This window comes from Streptomyces sp. NPDC056580 (genome assembly GCF_042793175.1).
In the GTDB taxonomy this organism is placed as follows: Bacteria; Actinomycetota; Actinomycetes; order Streptomycetales; family Streptomycetaceae; genus Streptomyces.
The window spans coordinates 203,275-223,080 of sequence record NZ_JBHTVE010000013.1; the positions used below are offsets into that span (position 1 = coordinate 203,275).

19 protein-coding genes are annotated in these 19,806 nt (G+C 72.5%); 14 read left to right on the plus strand and 5 right to left on the minus strand.

Translation table 11 applies throughout. The features are described 5' to 3' along the window. The first annotated feature begins 5 nt into the window (after positions 1-5). The 6 genes from ribH (at position 6) to ACFQ9Z_RS28190 (ending at position 4,790) form a co-directional block, all read left to right on the plus strand. Complete coding sequence (ribH, locus tag ACFQ9Z_RS28165; protein ID WP_383024599.1) at positions 6-491, plus strand: 6,7-dimethyl-8-ribityllumazine synthase; 486 nt, start codon at positions 6-8, stop codon at positions 489-491. Between the two features lie 34 nt (positions 492-525). Further along, positions 526-798, plus strand: a complete 273-nt coding sequence (locus ACFQ9Z_RS28170) for a phosphoribosyl-ATP diphosphatase (protein WP_019983911.1) — start codon at positions 526-528, stop codon at positions 796-798. A 52-nt stretch (positions 799-850) separates the two neighbouring features. Continuing rightward, positions 851-1,699 carry an ATP phosphoribosyltransferase gene (gene hisG, locus ACFQ9Z_RS28175; protein WP_020938796.1) on the plus strand — a complete coding sequence of 283 codons (849 nt, stop codon included), beginning with the start codon at positions 851-853 and terminating at the stop codon, positions 1,697-1,699. 15 nt (positions 1,700-1,714) lie between these two features. Beyond that, positions 1,715-2,167 (plus strand): PH domain-containing protein, encoded by a 453-nt coding sequence (locus ACFQ9Z_RS28180; protein WP_383024610.1) that lies wholly within the window; start codon positions 1,715-1,717, stop codon positions 2,165-2,167. Between the two features lie 206 nt (positions 2,168-2,373). Beyond that, positions 2,374-3,708: a hemolysin family protein gene (locus tag ACFQ9Z_RS28185; RefSeq protein WP_383024613.1), complete on the plus strand. Its 1,335-nt coding sequence runs from the start codon at positions 2,374-2,376 to the stop codon at positions 3,706-3,708. After that, positions 3,705-4,790 carry a hemolysin family protein gene (locus ACFQ9Z_RS28190; protein WP_383024616.1) on the plus strand — a complete coding sequence of 362 codons (1,086 nt, stop codon included), beginning with the start codon at positions 3,705-3,707 and terminating at the stop codon, positions 4,788-4,790. The genes ACFQ9Z_RS28185 and ACFQ9Z_RS28190 overlap by 4 nt, the downstream gene beginning before the upstream one ends. Positions 4,791-4,995: 205 nt before the next feature. On the opposite strand, the gene ACFQ9Z_RS28195 is transcribed toward ACFQ9Z_RS28190, so the two are convergent. Together ACFQ9Z_RS28195 and ACFQ9Z_RS28200 are read right to left on the minus strand one after the other, a co-directional pair. Continuing rightward, positions 4,996-6,858, minus strand: coding sequence for an AAA family ATPase (locus ACFQ9Z_RS28195; protein ID WP_383024621.1), 1,863 nt, complete (start codon positions 6,856-6,858; stop codon positions 4,996-4,998). Positions 6,859-7,290: 432 nt separating this feature from the next. Continuing rightward, positions 7,291-7,974 (minus strand): uridine kinase, encoded by a 684-nt coding sequence (locus ACFQ9Z_RS28200; RefSeq protein ID WP_383024626.1) that lies wholly within the window; start codon positions 7,972-7,974, stop codon positions 7,291-7,293. Positions 7,975-8,185: 211 nt separating this feature from the next. On the opposite strand from ACFQ9Z_RS28200, the gene ACFQ9Z_RS28205 reads away from it, so the two are divergent. The 5 genes from ACFQ9Z_RS28205 (at position 8,186) to ACFQ9Z_RS28225 (ending at position 13,335) form a co-directional block, all read left to right on the plus strand. Further along, on the plus strand, positions 8,186-9,142 hold the full coding sequence (locus tag ACFQ9Z_RS28205; RefSeq protein ID WP_383024631.1) for a hypothetical protein: 957 nt from the start codon (positions 8,186-8,188) through the stop codon (positions 9,140-9,142). A gap of 42 nt (positions 9,143-9,184) precedes the next feature. Continuing rightward, entirely contained in the window at positions 9,185-10,726 is a 1,542-nt protein-coding gene (locus ACFQ9Z_RS28210; RefSeq protein WP_383024634.1) for an amino acid permease, read from the plus strand. A 248-nt stretch (positions 10,727-10,974) separates the two neighbouring features. After that, on the plus strand, positions 10,975-12,342 hold the full coding sequence (locus ACFQ9Z_RS28215; protein ID WP_383024637.1) for a peptidase C39 family protein: 1,368 nt from the start codon (positions 10,975-10,977) through the stop codon (positions 12,340-12,342). Positions 12,343-12,352: 10 nt separating this feature from the next. After that, the gene (locus ACFQ9Z_RS28220; protein WP_383024641.1) at positions 12,353-12,592 is read left to right on the plus strand and encodes an SCO1431 family membrane protein; all 240 of its coding nucleotides are present in this window, start codon (positions 12,353-12,355) and stop codon (positions 12,590-12,592) included. 80 nt (positions 12,593-12,672) lie between these two features. Continuing rightward, on the plus strand, positions 12,673-13,335 hold the full coding sequence (locus ACFQ9Z_RS28225) for a TetR/AcrR family transcriptional regulator (RefSeq protein WP_383024645.1): 663 nt from the start codon (positions 12,673-12,675) through the stop codon (positions 13,333-13,335). Between the two features lie 75 nt (positions 13,336-13,410). On the opposite strand, the gene ACFQ9Z_RS28230 is transcribed toward ACFQ9Z_RS28225, so the two are convergent. Continuing rightward, positions 13,411-14,649, minus strand: a complete 1,239-nt coding sequence (locus tag ACFQ9Z_RS28230) for a glycoside hydrolase family 18 protein (protein WP_383024648.1) — start codon at positions 14,647-14,649, stop codon at positions 13,411-13,413. 336 nt (positions 14,650-14,985) lie between these two features. On the opposite strand from ACFQ9Z_RS28230, the gene ACFQ9Z_RS28235 reads away from it, so the two are divergent. Then, the gene (locus ACFQ9Z_RS28235; RefSeq protein ID WP_383024651.1) at positions 14,986-16,158 is read left to right on the plus strand and encodes an acyl-CoA dehydrogenase; all 1,173 of its coding nucleotides are present in this window, start codon (positions 14,986-14,988) and stop codon (positions 16,156-16,158) included. On the opposite strand, the gene ACFQ9Z_RS28240 is transcribed toward ACFQ9Z_RS28235, so the two are convergent. Both ACFQ9Z_RS28240 and ACFQ9Z_RS28245 read right to left on the minus strand, forming a co-directional pair. Beyond that, positions 16,121-16,363: a hypothetical protein gene (locus ACFQ9Z_RS28240; protein ID WP_383024654.1), complete on the minus strand. Its 243-nt coding sequence runs from the start codon at positions 16,361-16,363 to the stop codon at positions 16,121-16,123. The two genes, ACFQ9Z_RS28235 and ACFQ9Z_RS28240, sit on opposite strands and share 38 nt — an antisense overlap. A 206-nt stretch (positions 16,364-16,569) precedes the next feature. Then, a complete protein-coding gene (locus ACFQ9Z_RS28245) occupies positions 16,570-17,007 on the minus strand; it encodes a hypothetical protein (RefSeq protein WP_383024657.1) in 438 nt (145 codons plus the stop codon). 289 nt (positions 17,008-17,296) lie between these two features. On the opposite strand from ACFQ9Z_RS28245, the gene ACFQ9Z_RS28250 reads away from it, so the two are divergent. Together ACFQ9Z_RS28250 and ACFQ9Z_RS28255 are read left to right on the plus strand one after the other, a co-directional pair. Then, on the plus strand, positions 17,297-17,737 hold the full coding sequence (locus ACFQ9Z_RS28250) for an Lrp/AsnC family transcriptional regulator (protein ID WP_383024810.1): 441 nt from the start codon (positions 17,297-17,299) through the stop codon (positions 17,735-17,737). A 52-nt stretch (positions 17,738-17,789) separates the two neighbouring features. Then, the gene (locus ACFQ9Z_RS28255; RefSeq protein ID WP_383024660.1) at positions 17,790-19,394 is read left to right on the plus strand and encodes an amidohydrolase; all 1,605 of its coding nucleotides are present in this window, start codon (positions 17,790-17,792) and stop codon (positions 19,392-19,394) included. The last annotated feature ends 412 nt before the right edge of the window (positions 19,395-19,806 follow it).

The following is a 19,806-nucleotide window of genomic DNA, read 5'->3' on the forward strand; positions in this document are numbered from 1 at the left end:
GAGATGTGAGCGGCAAGGGTGCACCGGAGCTGTCCGTACGGGGCGCGAGCGACCTCAGGGTCGCCGTCATCGCGGCGCAGTGGCACGAGAAGGTGATGGACGGCCTGGTGAACGGCGCCCTGCGCGCCCTGCGCGAGCTGGGGATCGACGAGCCGACCCTGATCCGGGTCCCCGGCAGCTTCGAGCTCCCGGTCGCCGCCAAGGTCCTCGCGGGCCGCGGCTACGACGCCGTGGTCGCGCTCGGCGTCGTGATCCGCGGCGGAACCCCCCACTTCGACTATGTGTGCCAGGGCGTCACCCAGGGCCTCACCCAGGTCTCGGTCGAGACCGGGGTCCCCGTCGGCTTCGGCGTGCTCACCTGCGACACCGAGGAGCAGGCCCTGGACCGGGCCGGCATCGAGGGCTCCAGCGAGGACAAGGGTCACGAGGCGGTCACCGCGGCGGTCGCGACCGCGACCACGCTCCGCTCGGTATCCGAACCCTGGCACTGAGGAGCCGCCCGCACCGCGTAGGGTGGGCACCACCATGTCCAAGAAGACGTTCGAGGAGCTCTTCACCGAGCTCCAGCACAAGGCCGCCCAGGGCGATCCCGCCACCTCCCGCACCGCAGAGCTGGTCGGGAAGGGTGTCCATGCCATCGGCAAGAAGGTCGTCGAGGAGGCCGCCGAGGTGTGGATGGCCGCCGAGTACGAGGGCAAGGAGGCGGCCGCCGAGGAGATCTCGCAGCTCCTCTACCACGTCCAGGTGATGATGGTCGCCCGCGGCATCTCCCTGGACGACGTCTACGCCCACCTGTGAGCCGCGCGGCTCACCGTCCCCCGTCTGACCGAACGCAAAGGAAGCCGACCTCATGCTGCGCATCGCCGTCCCCAACAAGGGTTCCCTGTCCGGCCCTGCGGCGGAGATGTTGCATGAGGCCGGCTACCAGCAGCGCCGGGAGTCCAAGGAACTGCGGATCGTCGACCCGGTGAACGAGGTCGAGTTCTTCTACCTCCGCCCCCGTGACATCGCGATCTACGTCTCCTCCGGCCGGCTCGACATCGGCATCACCGGCCGCGACCTGCTGGTCGACTCCGGCGCCGACGCCGAGGAGATCCTGCCGCTCGGGTTCGCCCGCTCCACCTTCCGCTTCGCCGCCAAGCCCGGCACCGCGACGGGCGTGGCGGACCTCAAGGGCCGGACGGTCGCCACCTCCTACGAGGGCATCGTCGCCGGGCACCTCGCCGACAGCGGCGTCGACGCCTCCGTGGTGCACCTCGACGGCGCCGTCGAGACCGCCATCGAGCTGGGCGTCGCCGAGGTCATCGCCGACGTCGTCGAGACCGGCACCAGCCTGCGCAACGCGGGCCTCGAGGTGTTCGGCGAGCCCATCATGAAGTCCGAGGCCGTCGTCATCCGCCGCACCGGCGCCGACGTCGAGGAGCCCAAGGTCCAGCAGTTCCTGCGCCGCCTCCAGGGCGTCCTGGTCGCCCGGACCTACGTGATGATGGACTACGACTGCCGTGTCGAGCAGCTCGAGAAGGCCGTCGCGCTCACCCCCGGCCTCGAGTCGCCGACCGTCTCCCCGCTGCACAACGAGGGCTGGGTCGCCGTCCGCGCCATGGTCCCCGCCAAGGAGGCGCAGCGGATCATGGACGACCTCTACGAGATCGGCGCCCGGGCCATCCTGACCACCGCCATCCACGCCTGCCGCCTGTAAGGGACACGCGAACAGATGTCCGAGCTTCCCTCCCTCCCCGTGACCTTCCGGCCGGGCCACACGCGGGTGATCCTGCTCACCGCCGGTGTGGTGATCCTCCTGGTCATCTCGGGGGTCGCCCTGCTGCTCGACCTCGGTCCCGGCGAGCGGGCCAGCTTCTTCGTCACCGGCGCGCTCATCTTCTGGGCGCTGGCCCAGCTCGCCCGGATCAAGGTGGTCGCCGACGAGTCCGGCGTCACCGTCGTCAACATCGCCAGCACACGCCGCCTGGCCTGGGCGGAGATCCTCCAGGTGAACCTCCGTCCGGGCGATCCCTGGGTGTTCCTCAACCTCAGCGACGGCACCAGCCTGCCCGCGCTCGGCATCCAGCCGGGGATCGCCAAGCAGCGCGCCATCGCCGACGCGCGGGCCCTCCGGGCGCTCGCCGAGGCCCGCTCGACGGCCGCGGCCGGCGAAGATCGGGGATGACTCGGGGGCGTTCGCCCTGCCACAGTTCCCCGTGTCTTGATTAATCTGGAGACGGAGGCGTTTTCGTCGCGCCTCCACCCCTGTGGCGCCGCGCCCGGTGCACAGGGGTTCCTGCTACCCGAGGAGTGACCCCCTCCGGCGATGGACGGATCGTCCTGTAGTACCTGCGCCGCCCCCTCCCCACAGCTCATGGAGGCGGCGGCATCATGACCACCCCCTTGCTGCTCCTCGCAGCGGCCTTCCTGCTGATCCTGGCCAACGGCTTCTTCGTGGCCGCCGAATTCGGCCTGGTGACGGTCGAGCGCCCCGAAGCCGAGCAGGCCGCCGCCGACGGCGACGAGCGCGCCGGCACGGTCGTGGAGTCGCTGAAGGAGCTCTCCTTCCAGCTCTCCGGCACCCAGCTCGGCATCACCATCACCTCCCTGGTCGTCGGCATGCTCGCCGAACCGGCCCTGGCCGCGCTGCTGCGCGGCCCGTTCACGGCGATCGGCGTCCCCCAGGGCGCCGTCTCCGGCGTGGCCGTGGTCACCGGCATGCTGCTGGCCTCCGCGATCCAGATGGTGATCGGCGAACTCGTGCCCAAGAACTGGGCGGTGTCGCGGCCCCTCCAGGTCGCGCGCTTCGTCGCGGGCCCCCAGCACCTGTTCTCCCGGCTGTTCCGCCCGGTGATCTCCGCGCTGAACACCGTCGCCAATCGGCTGGTGCGCGCCCTCGGCGTCGAGCCCGCCGACGAGCTGGCCTCCGCCCGCACCCCGGGCGAACTGGTCTCCCTGGCCCGGCACTCCGCGCAGGCCGGCGCCCTGGAGCAGGACACGGCCGACCTGTTCGTGCGCACCCTGTCCCTCGGCGAGCTGACCGCGCAGCACGTCATGACCCCCCGGGTGAAGGTCAGCGCCCTGCAGGACTCGGCCACCGCCGAGGACGTGGTCAACCTGACCCGGGCCACCGGGCTGTCCCGCTTCCCCGTCTACCGGGAGAAGATCGACGACGTGGTCGGCATGGCCCACCTCAAGGACGCGCTCGCGGTCCCCGCGGCCGACCGGCTGCGTACCCCGGTCGGCCGTATCGCGCGCCGGGCGCTCCTGGTGCCCGAGACGCTGCCCGTCCAGCCCCTCCTCGCCCGGCTGCGCAGCGAGCAGCCCATCGCGGTCGTCGTGGACGAGTACGGCGGCACGGCCGGCGTGGTCACCCTGGAGGACATCGTCGAGGAGCTCGTCGGCGAGGTCCGCGACGAGCACGACGCCAAGGACGCCCCGGAACTGGCCCCCGCGCCGCCCGAGGACGGCCGGCCGGCCTGGGACGTGGACGGCGGCTGCCGCGTCGACATCCTCAGGCGCATAGGCCTCGACGTGCCCGAGGGGCCCTACGAGACCGTCGCCGGACTCGTCGCCGACCTGCTCGGCCGCATCCCGGCCCCCGGCGACCGGGCCGAACTGCCCGGCTGGCGGCTCTCCGTGCGCCAGGTGGGCCACTACCGCGCCGAGCGGGTCCGCCTGGTCCGCACGGTCCCGGCCGTGAACGTCATGGAGGCCGTCCGATGAGCGTCTTCCAACTGGTCCTCGCCGCCCTGCTCGTCCTCGCCAACGGATTCTTCGTCGGCGCCGAGTTCGCGCTCGTCTCCGTCCGCCGCAGCCAGATCGAGCCGCTGGGCACCGCCCGGGCCCGGCAGGTGCTGTACGGCCTGGAGCGGCTGCCGCAGATGATGGCCGCCGCCCAGTTCGGCATCACCGTCTGCTCGCTGACCCTCGGCGCGGTCGCCGAGCCCACCGTCGCGCACCTGCTGGAGCCGGTCTTCGAGTGGATCCACCTGCCGGCCGGCACGGTCCACCCGCTCGGCTACGTCATCGCCCTCGCCGCGGTGGTCTTCTTCCACCTCGTCATCGGCGAGATGGTGCCGAAGAACCTGGCGATGGCGGCCCCTGAGAAGGCCGCGCTGTGGCTCAGCCCTGGGCTCGTCGCCTTCGCCCGGGTGTGCCGGCCGATCACGGTGGCCCTCGGCGCCTGCGCCCAGGGCATCCTGCGGCTGTTCCGCGTCGAGCCCAAGGACGAGGTCGAGGCCGTCGTCACCAGCGAGCAGCTCAACCGCCTGCTGGAGGACTCCGGCCAGGCGGGCCTGCTGGACCCCGAGGAGCAGGAGCGCCTGGAGGACGCGCTGGAGCTGGGCTCGCGCCCGGTGACGGACGTCCTGCTGCGGCGCGAGTCCCTGATCACGGTGCCGCCGTCGGTCACCCCGGGGGAGATCGTCGAGCTGACCGCCCGCACCGGCTACTCCCGCTTCCCGGTCGCGGCGGGGGACAAGGGCCCCTTCATGGGGTACGTCCACGTGAAGGACGTCCTCGACCTGGAGGACTCCGACCGGGCCGTCCCCCAGCACGTGTGGCGGCCCATGACCACGCTCCGCGCGGAACTCCCGCTGGACGACGCCCTGACCGTCATGCGCCGGGCGGCCACCCACCTGGCCCAGGTCGCCGACGCCTCGGGCCGGATCCTCGGCCTGGTGGCCCTGGAGGACGCCCTGGAACTCCTGGTCGGCGAGGTCCGCGACCCGGCCCACCGTGAACTGCCGGACACGGAGCTCACCGAGCCCAGGGCGACCGGAGACCCGGAACAGGCCATGGCCTGACCCCCACGGTGGTGCGGCACCCCAGCGCACCACCCCCACCCGTGCGTCACCGCCGGGCCCGCGGCTGCCGGCACCCGTGCCGCCGCAGCCGCAGGCACCGGGCTGCCCGGCCGCGGGCACGCGCCGGCCACAGGGCTACCCGGCCGCGGGCACGCTCGCCGCTGGGGGCGGCACCTTCCCGCACGGCCCGTCCGGCGGCCGGCCCCTACAGAGCCGAAGGATCCTGCGGCCCCCGCCCGGACAGCACCTCGCCGTAGGCCTGCATCAGATCCGGCAGCCGCAACGTCGCCAGGTCCCCTCGGGACAGCGCCCCCGGATACCCCGACAGCCGCAGGTCCCGGTACGCACAGCTCTTCTCGTACAGCGTCCGCAGGAACCGCCCGTTCCCCAGCTCGTCGATCCACCCCTGGTCGACCACGTGCCCCGCGATGGACCGCAGCTCCTCCAGCGCCTCCTCGTCCCACACGTCCCCGTTCTCCGCCGCGAGCACCCTGCCGATCTCGGTGAGCTCAAGCGGCCGGTAGGAGGGGAAGTCGACCCGCGTGGTGAAGCGGGAGGAGAGCCCGGGGTTCGCGGTCAGCAGCCGGTCCATGCCCTCCGGGTAGCCGGCCAGGATCACCACCAGGTGGTCCCGGTTGTCCTCGGCCCGCTTCAGCAGCACCTGCAGCGCCTCGTCGCCGTACGCGTCCCCCTTGCCGTACCCGGAGTTGGACAGCGAGTACGCCTCGTCCACGAACAGCACCCCGCCGATCGCGGAGTCGATCAGCTCGTTGGCCTTCACGGCCGTCTGCCCCAGGTACTCCCCGACGAGGTCGGCCCGCTGCGCCTCCACCAGGTGGTCGCCGCCGAGCAGCCCCAGCGCGTAGAAGACGCGCCCGAGGATCCGCGCCACCGTGGTCTTCCCGGTCCCCGACGGCCCCGAGAAGACGAAGTGCCGCTTCGGCGGCTGCACCGGCAACCCCTGCCCGGCCCGCAGCCGCGCCATGTTCAACTGCGCGGACAACGCCTTGACCTGGCGCTTGACCGGCTCGAGCCCCACCATCCGCTCCAGCTCGGCGAGCGCCTCCTCGAGTAACGCGGGATCGGTCGGCCCGGCCGGCAGGACGGAGGAGGGCGCCCCGCTCTTCACCCGCACCATCGGGTCGGAGACCGACGGCAGCGGCCCGGTCGGCAGGTCCGGCTCCGTCAGCCGCAGATCACGGCCCTCCGTGCCGAAGAGCGGGTCGAGCGTGTCCGGCCCGTCCAGGGCGTCCGCCCCGGTACCCGTCAGGGTGATCGCGGCGAGGCCGGCCGGATCGTCGAACCCGTCGCCCTCGGCGATCGCCGCCAGCCGGGCCGAGGTGTCCATGAAGGCGGGGTCGATGCGGTGCACCGCCCGGTACAGGGGCAGCGCGGCGGCGCTGCGGCCGGTGCCCTCGTGCGCCCGCGCCAGCCAGTACCGCAGCTCCTTGCGCTGCGGCTGCTCGCTGCGGCAGCGCATCAGGGCCGCCGCCAGCAGCGGCTCCGCCTGGCCGTACATCTCCAGGCGGACCCGGGCCATGCCGCCGAACAGGCCGGCCTCGATGCCGAGCAGAGCGTCGTCGAGCAGCGGGTCGGTGTGCCGTACGAGCTGGTCCCAGTCCTTGACCAGGTAGGCGCGGCAGGCGTGCAGGAAGCGGACCTGCGGGTCGGTGTCCACCGGGGGCAGTCCGGCGAGCGCCCGGTCCAGCTCGGGGACGTGCCGGCCGTCCAGCCAGTGCGAGGCGTGCGCCAGCAGCAGATCGCGGGGGCTCTCCAGCACCGGCTGCACCCACCAGCCGAGCCAGTACCAGGAGTTGAGGGTGCGGCGGTGCCGGGCGCGCTGCTCCCCGAAGCGGTCCCGGTGCCGGTACATCCGCAGCAGCGCGGTGGTCGTGTCCACCCGCAGCGCATGCAGTCCGAGCCAGGCGTCCGCCATCCCCGGGTCCATCCGGACCGCGACGCGGAACTCCTCCTCCGCCTGGGGATAGGCGCCCACCGTGTAGGCGTCCACACCTCGCAGCCAGGCGAGGTCGGCCGGGGCCTCGGGGCCCTGCGTGCCGAAGTCCATCACGTCCCCCACAGACCGTGCCCCCGTTGGTTCACCGCCGGGCAGTCGCCCGACGGCCGCCGCGGTCGAACCGCCCTGCCGCGGACCGGAGTTGCAGGTGCGCGAGGCAGTCGCTCGAAGGCCGCACCGATGGCATCGTACCCGGGGTGCCACCGAGTGCCGAAGGGTGCCGCACGGCCCGTTCGGCGAGGTGGGTGCAGACGGGGCGCACCCGAAATGGTGACCCAGGGTGAGCGATTCGGTGCGCGGGACGGCCGCGAGGGCGGTCCGGGGGGCAGAACGAAGCCCCCGGTCACGGGGGAACAACCGGGGGCTTCGCGTCTGCGGGCGGCTAGGAATGGCCGCACATTGAGAACGTAAGACCTGTACGGCTCCCGGGTCAAGCGGACCCGGAGCACTCAAGGAAGTTCCCCCGCAGGGGTCTTCGCGCGCTCACCGCACGGCGGAAGGTCCGTCACCGTGAGTGATGTCCCGGTCCGCTCCAGGGCTGCCCCAGGGCCCCGGCAGCACCTCGTATCCCTCGGGTGTCTGGTGCACCAGGAGATCCGCATGGGGGCGCGAGGGGTCCGCGGCGAAGTGCGCGTGCTCCGCCTCCACCCACCGGGCCCAGAACTCGCGCTGCTCCTCACCGTCCCGCAGCCGGCCGCGCGCCCAGGACTCCTCCCGCGGCAGTTCCATCCACAGCAGCCGTGCCAGGTGCGGCCGCAGGGCGCGGCGGCCGGCGCCGACCCCCTCGACGACGATCACGGGCGCGGGCGGCAGCGGCCGCGGCGGGCCGAACGTCCGGGCGCGCCAGTCGTAGGGGGCGTAGTGAGCGCTCTCGCCGCGGGACAGCGGGCCGATCACCTGCGCCGTCAGCCGCTCGGTCCACTCGAAGAGCCGCTCGTGGCTGGCGAAGTCGTCCAGGTGGAGCACCGGCGCCCTGTTCAGCGCGGCGGCCAGCCGCCCGACGAAGGTGGACTTGCCGGACCCGGCGTGCCCGTCGACGGCGATCAGGCGGACCGGCCCCAGCGACGGGGGCAGTCCGCGCAGCCGGGCGGCGAGGTCGTGAATGGTGCTTCCCGAGGTGTGGTGCGGTGCGCGGCGTTTTCCGGAATCAGTGTAGGCGCGGCCCATAGCGGCGCCACCACCGGGGCGGCGCGGGGGGCGGGAGGAGCGAGAAAACGTCACTTCTTGAACTACTGGCCGGCAACCGGCCATTCCCATGGATTGGGCGACTGAATCCGCTGACCGATATGTGAAATTCGGCGTTCCGGGCACGGCGGCCGCTGAGTAAAGTGCCTCCTGCGCGAGTGCGGCGCATCGTAACGGGGACGGACAGGAGAACATGGCCGCGGAGTTATTCGAGGGGCAGTACGTGTGGCATCCGGCGGCCGACGACCGGGTACTGGCGCGCGTATGCGTCGATGTGCGGGCCGGCCGTTATCGGAGTGCCGGCGAAGCCCTCGCCGAGACCCGTTCCGACTTCGCCCTGCGTGCCCACCGCTCGCTGGTGCTGGCCTCCGAGGCCGCCGGCACCGACCTCGTCGAACACTGGCTGGCCGAGGAGCCGACGCCCGAGGCTGCGCTGCTGTGGGCGCGGGTGGCCGTACAGCGTGCGATGCGAGCCGCCGACGCGCGCGACGAACGGGCCGAGGCGCTGGAGCGCATAGCGCTCACCGCCTGCGACCGGGCCGCGGCCCTGGCCCCGGACGACCCCACCCCGTGGGTCGCCAAGCTGACCATGGCCCGGCTGCACCGGCTGCGCGACCCCGCCCCGCAGGGGCTGCTGACCGCCCCGCCCGGTCCCTGGCGGCTGTTCGCGCACGTACTGTCCCTCGACCCGTGGCACCGCGAGGGCCACCACCGCTTCCTGTCCTGCTTCTTCACCCGCTACGGCGGCTCGGTCAACGCGGCCTGGGACGTGGCCGCCTTCCTCAGCCAGCGGGCGCCCGCCGACTCCGCCCTCCGGCTGCTGCCGCTGGTCGCCCTGGTCGAGAGCTACAACCCCACCCAGCTGCTCGCCGACCGCGTCTGGGAGCAGCCCCAGTGGCGCTCCACGGCACTCGCGGCCTACCACAACTGGCTGCCCTCGGTGGCCGGATACCGCTTCACCCCGGTGCTCGACCTGGCCTACCTCGCGCACGCGCTGGTCATGGCCCAGTGCGGGTTCGAGGCCCGGGCGGTCTTCACGGCGATGGGCCCGTACGCCTCGCGCATGCCCTGGAGCGCCTTCGGCGAACCCGCCGAACAGCTCTCCCGGGCCCGGCGCGGCTGCGGCCTGCCCGTCCCGGGACCCGCCTGACCCCGTACCTGCTCCGCCCCCCACCAAGAGAAAGGTCGATCTGTGTCGGAACGGATATCGGCTCCACGGGCGAACGCCCGCGGGGGAGAGGACGCGGCCGTGCTCGACGACGACGCGACCCTGCACGCGATGGGTTATCCGCGGAAACTCACCCGCCGTTTCAAGGCGTTCGACAATTTCGCGATCTCCTTCACCATCATCAACATCCTCTCGGGTATTTTCTCGTCCTTCGGATTCGGGATGAACGCGGGCGGCCCCCGTATTCTCGTGTTCGGCTGGATCGGCGTCTCGGTCATGGTGCTGTTCATCGGCGCGGCGATGGCAGAGGTGGCGTCGGCGTATCCGACGAGCGGTGCGCTGTATTTCTCGGCGGGCAAACTCGCCAAGCGGCACAAGGGCGCCTGGTCCTGGTTCACCGGCTGGCTGAACTTCGTGGGCCAGATCGGCGGCACCGCCGCCACCGGCTACGCGGCGGCCACGTTCATCCAGGCCTTCGTAGCCCTGCAGTGGCCCTCGTACCGGCCGACCGCGCACCAGACCGTCCTGATCACGGCAGTGATCATCGTGGTCCAGGGGCTCGCCAACACCTACACGGTCCAGCTCGTCGCCCTCCTGAACCGAATTTCCGTTTGGTGGCTGCTGATCGGACTCGTGGTGATCGTGACCGCACTCATCGTGATGCCCGATCATCATCAGTCCGCGTCGTTCGTGACGCATTTCGAGAACAACACCGGCTTCACCAACGGCCTTTACGGCGGCATGCTCGGCCTGCTGGTCACGAGCTGGACGTTCACCGGCTTCGACGGCAGCTTCCACATGTCCGAGGAAACGGTCCAGGCGACGGTCAACGCGCCGAAGGGCATCACCCGTGCCATCGGCTATTCGGCGATCACCGGCCTGATCCTCATGCTGGCGCTGGTCTACAGCATCGGCGACTACGGCAAGGTGGCCGGTTCGGCCGCGCCGCCCGTCCAGATCCTCATCGACGGCCTCGGCCTCGACGCCGCCAAGGTGATGCTCCTCATCGTCATCGGCGCCATGCTCTTCTGCGGTCTCGCCAACCTCACCAGCAACACCCGGCAGATCTTCGCCTTCTCCCGGGACGGCGCCATGCCCGGCTCCCGCTGGTGGCACACGGTCTCGCTGCGCACCCGGACGCCGGTCAAGGCGGTGTGGCTCGCGGTGGGCTGCTCGCTCGCCCTGGTGATCCCCGGCTGGTGGTCGCACACGGCGTTCACCGCCATCGTGAGCGTCAACGTGGTCGGGCTGTTCCTCGCCTACGCCGTGCCGGTCTTCCTGCGGCTGCGGCTCGGCGACGAGTTCCAGCCCGGCCCCTGGCACCTGGGCCGCTGGGGCAAGCCGATCGGCTGGCTCGCGGTGACCTGGATCCTGCTCAGCAGCGTGCTGTTCATGCTGCCGCAGGCCTCGCCCATCACGCTCGACTCCTTCAACTACGCGCCGATCGCGCTGGCCGTCGTCCTGCTCGTGGCCACGGTCTGGTGGTTCGCCACCGCCCGCCGCCGCTTCCAGGGGCCGGTCAGCTACGGCCGCCCCGACGAGGTGGCCGCGATGGATCTCATCTGACCCGCCGGACGGCTCGTCCGGCCCGCCGGACGACACGGCCCCGGCGCACGGCACACCGCCCGCGCCGGGGCCGCGGCGCTCCCCCCGGGGCCCGAACGGCGCGCCCGCGCAGGTCCCATCACTGTTCTAGACCAATATTGGTGGCACGCCATACGTCGGAAGTGCTGGCAGGGGCATGCCGTCTGCGTTCATAGTTGGCGCACCAACAGCACCAGCCCCGAACCGGACACCTGGGGGTACCCGCGCCCATGAGCCAAGCCCAGCAGCCCTCCCGCCGAACCGTTCTCGCCGCCGCGGTGGTCGCCGCCGTCGCCTCGGGAACCATGCCGGCGGCCGCCGCCACCGCACCGGCGCCCGCCGGCACCGACACCGCCGCCGCGCCGGGCCGCCCCATCGACTACCACGCCTGGACCTCGTACCGCGACTGGCGCGGCGGCAGCGCGGAGGGCGTCCGGGCCGTCCCGGGCCGCCGCCCCGGCGCCGAGATCGGGACCGCCGCCGGCCGGACCGACTACACCGACCCGCACACCGGCCAGACCGCCACCTGGGAGTACGCGACCTGGACCTCGCCGGTGCACCGGCTCGCCGTGCCCGCGACCGAGGTCGTCGCCTCCTGGAACGCGCACACCCCCGAGGGCACCTGGCTGCAGGTCGAGCTGGGCGGCACGTACTCCGACGGCACGGACACCCCCTGGTACGTGATGGGCCGCTGGGCCGCAGGCGACCAGGACATCAAGCGCACCTCCGTGGACGACCAGTCCGACGGCAAGAGCTCGATCTGGACCGACACCTTCGCCATCGACGACGCGAGCAGCGGCCTGCGCCTGGTCTCCTACCGGCTGCGCCTCACGCTGTACCGCAAGCCCGGCACCCGCCTGACCCCGACCGTCTGGCGGCTCGGCGCCATGGGCTCCGACATCCCGGACCGCTTCACCGTTCCCGCCTCCGCGCCCGCCCTCACCCGGGAACTGGCCGTCCCGCGCTACTCGCAGGAGATCCACAAGGGCCAGTACCCGGAGTACGACAACGGCGGCGAGGCCTGGTGCAGCCCCACCTCCTCCCAGATGATCATCGAGTACTGGGGCGGCCGGCTGACCCCCGAGCAACTGTCCTGGGTCGACCCGTCCTACGCCGACCCGCAGGTGGACCACGCGGCCCGCCACACCTACGACCACCAGTACGAGGGCTGCGGCAACTGGCCGTTCAACGCCGCCTACGCGGCCACCTTCGACGGCCTGCAGGGAGTGGTCACCCGGCTCTCCTCGCTCACCGACCTGGAGACCCTGGTCGCGGCCGGCATCCCGGCCATAACGTCCCAGTCCTTCCTCAAGACCGAGCTGACCGGCGCCGGGTACGGCACCTCGGGCCACCTCATGACCGTGATCGGCTTCACGGCCGACGGCGATGTGATCGCCAACGACCCGGCCTCGCCGAGCGACGAGGCCGTCCGGCGGGTGTACCTGCGGCGGGAGTTCGAGAACATCTGGCTGCGTACCAAGCGGTACGACGCGAACGGCAAGGTCAGGAGCGGCACGGGCGGGGTCTGCTACCTCTACTTCCCGGCCCACCCGAGCGCGCGTCAGCGCAAGGCGCTCGCGGCGGTGGGGGTGTGCTGATCGGGGCCGTGTGAGCAACGTCTCCGCCGCGGACGGGGTCGCGAGTGGCAAGGTGGACGAACGGGTGGGGGGATTCCGCTTCTGCCCGTCCGACCATTGCGAGAAGACCATGACCGCACACCCGGCCACCGCCACCCGCGTCCGCACCGGGGGCCCGAAGGACGACGGCCCGGAGATCCTCGAGCACATCATGGGCTGGGTGCTCGTCCTGGTGATCGCGGTGCTGGTGACGCGCCTCGGCCTGCTCTGAAACGGCCCCGCGTCGGGCCGGCATGTTCTGACATACTGCGGATGTCCTGCCGACCTCCTAGACCAGGGTCGAGAGTGAATATGCGTCCACAGCGTGCCGTAGTCCGTCCCCGGGCGCGCGGCACCGAGCGTTCGGAGGCGCGTCGCGCCGAACTCATCGCCATCGGACGGAAATTGTTCGCCGACAGGTCCTACGACGCGCTGTCCATGGACGACATCGCCCGGCAGGCGCACGTCGCCAAGGGGCTGATCTACTACTACTTCCAGTCGAAGCGCGGCTACTACCTGGCGATCATCCACGCCTCCGTCGCCGACCTGGTCGACTTCGCCGCCGGCGGCCTCGAACTGCCCGCCGTGGACCGGGTCCACCGCACCATCGACACCTACCTGCGCTTCGCCGAGCACCACCAGGCCGCCTACCGCACCATCGTCAGCGGCGGGGTCGGCTTCGACACCGAGGTGCACGCAATCCGGGACGGCGTCCGCGAGGCGATCGTCGCCACGATCGCCGAAGGGGCGTACGGCCGCCGCGACATCGCCGCGCCGGCCCGTATGGGGCTGCTCTCCTGGGTGTGCAGTGTGGAGGGCGCCACCCTCGACTGGATCGGCCGGCCCGAACTGTCCCGCGACACCATGCGCGACCTGCTGGCGAAGACGCTCGGCGGGGTACTGCGCGCCGTCGAGGAGCTGGACCCGGCCTACCCCGCGCCGCCGCCCGCGCGCCGCGACGCGCCGCAGGCCTGAGGCGGGCCCGGAAACGGGCGTGGAGCGAAGGCCGGTGATCCTCCGCCCCACGCCCGGACGCCGCCGCGGCCCGGGCTAGCCGATCGCCTTGATCAGCTCACCGTTCGCCGTGTCGCCGCTCAGCTCCCAGAAGAACGTGCCGCCGAGACCCTGCTGGTTCTTGTAGGCCATCTTCGTGCCGATGGTCGCCGGGGTGTCGTAACTCCACCAGTTGCTCCCGCACTTGGCGTAGGCGGTGCCGCCCACGGTGCCGGTGGCCGGGCACTTGGTCTTCAGTACCTTGTAGTCCTCGATGCCCTGCTCGTAGGTGCCCGCCGCCGGTCCGGTCGCCGTGCCGCCCGGCGCCGCCTGGGTGACCCCGGTCCAGCCGCGGCCGTAGAAGCCGATGCCGAGCAGCAGCTTCGAGGCCGGGACGCCGAGGCCCTTGAGCTTGGCGATGGTCGCCGAGGTGTGGAAGTCGGCCTTCGGGATGCCCGCGTAGGAGTTCAGCGGCGAGTGCGGGGCGGTCGGGCCGGCCGCGTCCCAGGCGCCGAAGTAGTCGTAGGTCATCGGGTTGTACCAGTCGACGTACTGCGCCGCGCCCGCGTAGTTCGCCGCGTCGATCTTGCCGCCGCTGGTGGCGTCAGCGGTGATCGCCGCGGTGACCAGGCTGCCGGTGCCGAACTTCGACCGCAGGGCGGCCATGACGTTCCTGAAGGCCTCCCGGCCGCTGGTGTCGCAGGTGTTGCCGCAGGCGTTCGGGTACTCCCAGTCGATGTCGATGCCGTCGAAGACACCCGCCCACTTGGGGTTCTTCACCAGGTCGTAGCAGGACTGGGCGAAGGCGGCCGGGTTCTTCGCCGCCTCGCCGAAGCCGCCGGACCAGGTCCAGCCGCCGAACGACCACAGCACCTTGAGGCCGGGGTGCTTCTTCTTCAGCTTCAGCAACTGGTTGAAGTTGCCGCGCAGCGGCTGGTCCCAGGTGTCGGCCACGCCGTCGACGGACTCGGCGGCGGTGTAGGCGCGGTCGGTCGCGGCGTAGGAGTCGCCCATGGCGCACTTGCCGCCGGTGACGTTGCCGAAGGCGTAGTTGATGTGGGTCAGCTTGGCCGCCGAGCCCGAGGTCTCGATGTTCTTGACGTAGTACTTGCGGTCGTAGGTGCCCCATTCGGTGAAGTAGCCAACGACCTTGGAACCGGCCTTGAGGTGCGGGGCGGCCGGGACGGCGGCCGTGGCGGTACCGGCGCCGGCCAGCAGCCCGGCGCCGAGGACGGCCGAACACGCGACGGCGACCAGCGCCCGGAACCGGGTGCGAGGGCGGTGGGGAGTGTGCATCGGGTGGCTCCTCGTGGGGGAGAGGGGAACGCGCGCCGATTGGCATGAACGCGGTAAAGCGTTGGTCATGCACAGTAGGAGGACTAGACCAATAGGTCAATGGTGCGGACCAATTCCGAAGGTCGATAACGCTTCGGCTGGAATCCTGGAGTAAGCGGTCGTTAACTGGTGACGGGAGGTCGCCGATCGGGCATACTCACGGCACACAGCCGCTGGTCAGCATCTTCCGCAACCCGGGAGCGGGCGCCTCGGCCGGAACCGGAACGATCAGGCGGAGCCGCCCCACCCAAGGCGCACATCCGCCCCGTGTGCCCGAACAGGGAGGAGACCGACGCCATGTCCGACCGCGACCCGCAGCCGGTGGAGCGTCAACTGCCGACGGAAGAGGCGAGGGATCTGCTCGCGCTCGTCCGCGAGATGGCGCAGCGCGAGATCGCGCCCAGGGCGGCCGAGGAGGAGGACGCCGGACGCTTCCCGCGCGAGGTCTTCACCCTGCTCTCGCAGACGGGCCTGCTGGGCCTGCCGTACGACGCCGAGTACGGCGGCGGCGACCAGCCCTACGAGGTCTACCTCCAGGTCCTGGAGGAACTGGCCGCGGCCCGCCTGACCGTCGGCCTGGGAGTCAGCGTGCACACGCTCGCCTCCTACGGGCTCGCCGCCTACGGCACCAAGCAGCAGCAGGTCGAGCACCTGCCCGCCATGCTCGGCGGCGGCCTCCTCGGCGCCTACTGCCTCTCCGAGCCGTCCTCCGGCTCCGACGCGGCCTCCCTGCGTACCAAGGCGGTGCGCGAGGGCGACGACTGGGTGATCACCGGCACCAAGGCCTGGATCACGCACGGCGGCATCGCCGACTTCTACACGGTCATGGCCCGTACCGGCGAGGACGGCCCGCGCGGCATAACCGCCTTCCTGGTGCCCGGCGACGCCGAGGGGCTGAGCGGTGCGGCGCCCGAGCGGAAGATGGGCATGAAGGGCAGCCCGACGGCCCAGGTCCACCTCGACGGCGTGCGCGTGCCCGACAGCCGGCGCATCGGCGAGGAGGGGCAGGGCTTCGCCATCGCCCTGTCCGCCCTCGACTCGGGCCGGCTCGGCATCGCGGCCTGCGCCATCGGCCTGGCCCAGGCGGCATTGGACGAAGCGGTCGCCTACGCCACCCAGCGCCGGCAGTTCGGGCGTCCGGTCGGCGACTTCCAGGGGCTGCGCTTCATGATCGCCGACATGGCGACGCAGATCGAGGCGGGCCGGGCGCTCTACCTCGCCGCCGCCAGGCTGCGGGACGCGGGCAGGCCGTTCGCCAAGCAGGCCGCCATGGCCAAGCTGCACTGCACCGACACGGCGATGAAGGTCACCACGGACGCCGTGCAGATACTCGGCGGCTACGGCTACACCGCCGACTTCCCGGCCGAGCGCTACATGCGCGAGGCCAAGGTCCTGCAGATCGTCGAGGGCACCAACCAGATCCAGCGGATGGTCATCGCCCGTCACGTGGCAGGACCGGAGGGGCGCTGAACTCCCCGCTGAGGACCGCCGGGGCCGCCAGCCTGACCCACTCCGGGTCGTGGCGGCCCGGCAGGGTGCGGCCCCGGTCGGCCCAGGTCCGCATGAGGTCGCGGTAGATGGGCGGGTCCTGCGGAGCGGGCGGCGCGGCCGGCTCCGCGGGACGGGGCACGAAGACGCGGCGCTGACGCCCGGTGGCCGTGTGCAAGGCGGTCATGCCCGGATGAACGCGGTGCGGACCGGGCGGGTCACCGCCCGGCGGAATCGCGCTTCAGTTCACCGGCGTCCGCTCCCGCGTGCCGCCGCCACCGGCGAGCGGTGTTCCCGTGCGGACCGCGTGCGGGCACGGCGGTCCCGCACCACGGCGGCTCACGCGGCCGTGGTGCCGGATCGGACGAGTGTGACCCTGCGGGGCGGGGTGGCTCAGGCCGCCTGGCGGCCCATCGCCTGCACCCGCATCGGGCGCGAGCCCGGGCCGCCCACGTGCGAGAAGGGCTGCGTCCGCCAGTTCAGACCCTGGGGGAGCGTCAGCAGCAGGGCGGTGTCCTGCTCCTGCGGGGCGAAGGACTCGTCCGCGGGACGGGCCTCGGCCGCGGCGCGGCCCGTGCCCGCGCAGACGGTGAGGCCGAACGGGTTCCACGGCGAGGCGCACAGCGCGTGCTCCGGCAGGAACTCCTCGTCCGCCAGCAGCGCGATGGGCTGCGCGCAGTCCGGGCAGAGCACCCGGTACATCTCGAAGGTGTCGTAGGCGTCGAGTTCGTCGGCCTGGTAGGCGTCGGGTTCGACGCCCTCCGGCTCGGGCTCGACGGCCGGCTGCTGCCGCTTGGACGCGGATCGACCAGGGCGCTTGACACTCTGCATGGGATTCTCCCCCTAAGGCTGGGCCGTGAAGGCACTGCGGCCTCGACCACAGCAAGCACTTCCCTCCGCGTCCCGGGGGTAATCACGGGAAAATCAGGGAGGGCGCGGCTTGGCTGTGGTCTTCGTCACATGTCGCGGGTCCGTGTCCGGTGCGGTGCTTTTGTACCCCGCGGTCCGCCCATCCTGCGCCCGGTGGCCAGGCCGCGGCCGCCCCGCACCGCACGAACCGGGCATGACCAGCGTTGCCCGGGTATCCGAGGAGATCACGCGCACTGTAGGTTTTGGCGCCATGGAGGAGCTGGACCGTCAGATCGTGCAGCTGCTCGTCAAGGACGGGCGGATGAGCTACACAGACCTGGGCAAGGCCACGGGCCTGTCCACGTCGGCCGTGCACCAGCGCGTGCGCCGGCTCGAACAGCGTGGCGTCATCCGCGGCTACGCCGCGGTCGTCGACCCGGAGGCCGTCGGGCTGCCGATGACCGCGTTCATCTCGGTCAAACCGTTCGACCCCAGCGCCCCCGACGACATCGCGGAGCGCCTCGCCGGCGTCCCCGAGATCGAGGCCTGCCACAGCGTCGCCGGCGACGAGAACTACATCCTCAAGGTGCGTGTGGCCACCCCGCACGAACTGGAGGAGCTGCTCGCCCGGCTGCGCGGCCTGGCCGGGGTCTCCACGCGCACCACCGTCGTGCTCTCCACCCCGTACGAGGCGCGTCCGCCGAGGATCTGAACACCCCGCCCCGGTGCCCCGCGCGCCCCACGCGCGCGAGAGACTGTGGGACATGAGTGAGCAGTCCGCCGACCCCAAGACCGTCCTCCTGCGCCGCGGAGAGGTCCACAGCCCCGCCGACCCGTTCGCCACCGCCATGGTGGTGGAGCGCGGCCAGGTCGCCTGGGTCGGCTCCGAGGGCGCCGCCGACGCCTTCGCCGACGGCGTGGACGAGGTGGTCGACCTCGACGGCGCCCTGGTCACCCCGGCCTTCACCGACGCCCATGTGCACACCACCGCCACCGGCCTCGCCCTGACCGGCCTCGACCTGTCCGGGGCCCCCTCCCTGGAGGCGGCCCTCGCCCTGGTCCGCGACTTCGCCGCCGCCCGGCCCGCGGACCGGGTGCTGCTGGGGCACGGCTGGGACGCCGCCCGCTGGCCCGGCGGCCGGCCGCCGACGCGCGCGGAGCTGGACGCCGCCACCGGCGGCCGCCCGCTGTACCTCTCCCGCATCGACGTGCACTCGGCGGTCGTCACCACGGCCCTGCTCGACCTGGTGCCCGGTGACGTCACCCGCGAGGACGCGCCGCTCACCGCCGGCGCCCACCACGCCGTGCGCGAAGCCGCCCTGGCCGCCGTCACCCCGGCCCAGCGCGCCGAGGCACAGCGCACCGCCCTCGCCCACGCCGCCTCCCTCGGCATCGGCTCGGTGCACGAGTGCGGCGGCCCGCAGATCTCCTCCGAGGACGACTTCACCGCCCTGCTGCGGCTCGCGGCCGAGGCGCCCGGGCCGCGCGTGATCGGCTACTGGGCCGAGCAGAACGTCAGCAAGGCCCGCGAGCTGGGCGCGCTCGGCGCCGCCGGCGACCTCTTCGTGGACGGCGCCCTCGGTTCGCACACCGCGTGTCTGCACCAGCCGTACGCCGACGCCGGGCACACCGGCACCGCCTACCTGGACGCCGACGCCGTCGCCGCCCATGTCGTCGCCTGCACCGAGGCAGGGCTCCAGGCGGGGTTCCACGCCATCGGCGACGCGGCGGTGACCGCGGTCGTCGACGGCGTGCGCGCGGCCGCCGAGAAGACCGGCCTCGCCCGGGTCCGAGCGTCCCGGCACCGCGTCGAGCACGCCGAGATGCTCACCCCCGAGGCCGTGGCCGCCTTCGCCGAGCTGGGCCTGATCGCCTCCGTCCAGCCCGCCTTCGACGCGCTGTGGGGCGGCGAGGACGGCATGTACGCCCGGCGCCTCGGCACCGAGCGGGCCCGCACCCTCAACCCGTTCGCGGCCCTGCTGCGGGCCGGGGTGCCGCTGGCATTCGGCTCCGACAGCCCGGTCACCCCGCTCGACCCCTGGGGCACGGTCCGCGCCGCCGCCTTCCACCGCACTCCCGGGCACCGGGTCTCCGTCCGCGCCGCGTTCACCGCCCACACCCGCGGCGGCTGGCGCGCCATCGGCCGCGACGACGCCGGCGTCCTGGTGCCCGGCGCACCCGCCGACTACGCCGTCTGGCGCACCGGTGAGCTGGTCGTGCAGGCCCCCGACGACCGGGTGGCCCGCTGGTCCACCGACCCGCGCTCCGGCACCCCTGGCCTGCCCGATCTGAGCCCCGGCGGCGAGCTGCCCCGCTGTCTGCGCACCGTGGTCGGCGGACGGACGGTGTTCGTACGGCCGGGCGAGTGATCTCCCGGGGCGGCGCGGCGGCACTGGACCGGCGCCACAGCCTCGCCCTACCTGCGCGTCCTCCGGGCCCGTCCCGGCGTGAAGTGCGTCCGTGCAGATCAGACGGCTGTTGACAGTCGGCGGCCGGGGGCCGGTAGGTTCGGCGGAGTCCACCACCGGACGTCCGACCGTGGAGTGTTCGCGCACTCGTCGCAGCGCCGCTGGGTCAGGGACGGTGTGCCGCACCGGGGCACCGTCACTGGCAGCCAGGCTCAGCGCCCGCGCCGACGGGGGAACGCTCCGGCCGGTCGGCAAGGTGTGACCCGGGTGGGGCCCGGACGCTCAGTAGACAACGGCTTTCGGTCGACCCGCAGCCAGCGGGTCCCAGGTCGGCCCGAAGGGCGCCGGGCCCCCATCCGCAGTGGAACGCGGA

Bases quoted from the DNA above. Each gene is read 5' to 3' on its own strand.
- ACFQ9Z_RS28245 (WP_383024657.1), bottom strand. From the start codon at position 17,007: ATGCAGAGTGTCAAGCGCCCTGGTCGATCCGCGTCCAAGCGGCAGCAG.
- ACFQ9Z_RS28255 (WP_383024660.1), top strand. From the start codon at position 17,790: ATGAGTGAGCAGTCCGCCGACCCCAAGACCGTCCTCCTGCGCCGCGGA.
- ACFQ9Z_RS28200 (WP_383024626.1), bottom strand. From the start codon at position 7,974: ATGGGCCGCGCCTACACTGATTCCGGAAAACGCCGCGCACCGCACCAC.
- ACFQ9Z_RS28250 (WP_383024810.1), top strand. From the start codon at position 17,297: ATGGAGGAGCTGGACCGTCAGATCGTGCAGCTGCTCGTCAAGGACGGG.
- ACFQ9Z_RS28180 (WP_383024610.1), top strand. From the start codon at position 1,715: ATGTCCGAGCTTCCCTCCCTCCCCGTGACCTTCCGGCCGGGCCACACG.
- ACFQ9Z_RS28190 (WP_383024616.1), top strand. From the start codon at position 3,705: ATGAGCGTCTTCCAACTGGTCCTCGCCGCCCTGCTCGTCCTCGCCAAC.
- ACFQ9Z_RS28170 (WP_019983911.1), top strand. From the start codon at position 526: ATGTCCAAGAAGACGTTCGAGGAGCTCTTCACCGAGCTCCAGCACAAG.
- ACFQ9Z_RS28235 (WP_383024651.1), top strand. From the start codon at position 14,986: ATGTCCGACCGCGACCCGCAGCCGGTGGAGCGTCAACTGCCGACGGAA.
- ACFQ9Z_RS28215 (WP_383024637.1), top strand. From the start codon at position 10,975: ATGAGCCAAGCCCAGCAGCCCTCCCGCCGAACCGTTCTCGCCGCCGCG.
- ACFQ9Z_RS28185 (WP_383024613.1), top strand. From the start codon at position 2,374: ATGACCACCCCCTTGCTGCTCCTCGCAGCGGCCTTCCTGCTGATCCTG.
- ACFQ9Z_RS28230 (WP_383024648.1), bottom strand. From the start codon at position 14,649: ATGCACACTCCCCACCGCCCTCGCACCCGGTTCCGGGCGCTGGTCGCC.
- ACFQ9Z_RS28240 (WP_383024654.1), bottom strand. From the start codon at position 16,363: ATGACCGCCTTGCACACGGCCACCGGGCGTCAGCGCCGCGTCTTCGTG.
- ACFQ9Z_RS28195 (WP_383024621.1), bottom strand. From the start codon at position 6,858: ATGGACTTCGGCACGCAGGGCCCCGAGGCCCCGGCCGACCTCGCCTGG.
- ACFQ9Z_RS28225 (WP_383024645.1), top strand. From the start codon at position 12,673: ATGCGTCCACAGCGTGCCGTAGTCCGTCCCCGGGCGCGCGGCACCGAG.
- hisG (WP_020938796.1), top strand. From the start codon at position 851: ATGCTGCGCATCGCCGTCCCCAACAAGGGTTCCCTGTCCGGCCCTGCG.
- ACFQ9Z_RS28205 (WP_383024631.1), top strand. From the start codon at position 8,186: ATGGCCGCGGAGTTATTCGAGGGGCAGTACGTGTGGCATCCGGCGGCC.